At 68.7% G+C, this 1505-nt stretch carries 2 protein-coding genes; both read left to right on the top strand.

The features are described from left to right. Positions 1 to 588, top strand: a 588-nt coding sequence (locus tag ACIRJP_RS42625) for a TetR family transcriptional regulator (RefSeq protein ID WP_404186627.1), incomplete at its 5' end; no start/stop codon positions are given. An 88-nt stretch (positions 589 to 676) separates the two neighbouring features. Further along, complete coding sequence (locus ACIRJP_RS42620) at positions 677 to 1471, top strand: SDR family NAD(P)-dependent oxidoreductase (RefSeq protein WP_404186625.1); 795 nt, start codon at positions 677 to 679, stop codon at positions 1469 to 1471. Positions 1472 to 1505: the final 34 nt, after the last annotated feature.

The following is a 1505-nucleotide window of genomic DNA, read 5'->3' as shown; positions in this document are numbered from 1 at the left end:
AAGGGCGCGGCAACGCGCCGGGACATTCTGCGCGCCGCCGCCCGTGTCTTCGATGCCAAGGGGTACTCCCTCGCCCGGATGGACGACGTGGTGAGCGAGACGGGTCTCACCAAGGGTGCCGTGTACTTCCACTTCAAGAGCAAGGCCGCCCTGGCCCATGCGGTCGTCGACGATCAGAAGCAGGGGATGCTTGCACATGTGCGCAGGCAGCTCGAGGGGCTCGGAGGGCCGGCCGCACAGGTACGCGGACTCGTCCCCGTCCTCGTGGATCTTGTCATCGCCGAACCTGCGGGATGGTCCGTCGTGCGGCTCGACCGCGAACTCACCACCGAGTCACCGCAAGACCACGCTCAGGTGTCTGTTCTCGCGGAGTGGGTCGACCTGGTCGAAGAACTCCTCCTCGCCGGCGCCCGCGCGGGCGACCTGCATCTTCCCGGCGACGCCCACACGCTGGCGACCGTATTCGTGGGCGCGTTCGACGGGCTGAAGGGCGTCCTCGAGGCCACGGGGCGCGCCACTCCCGAAGAGCTGCGCCGCGCAGCGGGCGTTCTCGCCGAAGTCATTGAGACGACCATCGAAGCTCACTGACAGCGGGCGGGCCGCACCTCACGCCCGTCGGTCGCCTCGGCCTTTTCATCGCAAGAAAAAAAACCTTTGAGTCGGTATGGAGACAGACATGAACTACTCGGCCAATCTCACCTCCCAGCTGGCCGTCGTCACCGGCGCTTCCTCAGGGATCGGCGCCGAGTTCGCCCGACAGCTGGCCGCCCGCGGTGTGGACCTGGTCCTCGTCGCCCGTTCGCAAGACAAGCTGGAGGAGCTCGCCTCGACCCTGCGGACCAAGCACGGCGTGACCGTCAGACCCATCGCCCTCGACCTCTCCCGGCCCGACTCCTCCGAGGCCCTCGCACGCACGCTCGACGAGCAGGGCGTCGCCGTGGACATCCTCATCAACAACGCCGGCTTCGCTTCCCACGGCGACCTCGCCGAGGCCGACCCCGGCCACATGGCCTCCCAGGTGCAGCTCAACGTCGGCACGCTCGTCGGCAACACCACCCGGCTCTTGCCCGGCATGGTCGAGCGTGGGCGCGGCACCATCATCAACGTCGCCAGCACGGCCGGATTCCAGGCGGTGCCGCACATGGCGGTGTACTCCGCGACGAAGGCATTCGTCCTGTCCTTCACGCGTTCCCTCTGGGGCGAGACCCGCGGCACCGGCGTGACCGTCCTTGGGATCTGCCCGGGCGCCACCGACACCCCGTTCTTCGACGTTGCTGGTGACAACGCGTCGGTCGGCAACCGGCGCACACCGCAGCAGGTCGTCGCCACAGCACTCGCGGCGCTCGGCGGACGCAAGGCGACCGTCGTCGACGGCACTGGCAATGCCCTGGTCTCACGCGTCGTCAGCCGCCTGGTGCCGGAGCGCCCCCTGATCCGCATCGCCGAACGGAGCGTACGCCCGAGCGCGTGAAAGGCCCGCCGGCGAGCCGTGAACGCCTCCGTTA

Source organism: Streptomyces sp. NPDC102437 (genome assembly GCF_044765565.1).
Classification (GTDB): Bacteria; Actinomycetota; Actinomycetes; order Streptomycetales; family Streptomycetaceae; genus Streptomyces.
Note: the sequence above shows the minus strand (reverse complement) of the source record. Positions and strands in the feature narration are given on the sequence as shown.

Coding starts and splice junctions, on each gene's coding strand:
- ACIRJP_RS42620 (WP_404186625.1), top strand. CDS start 677: ATGAACTACTCGGCCAATCTCACCTCCCAGCTGGCCGTCGTCACCGGC.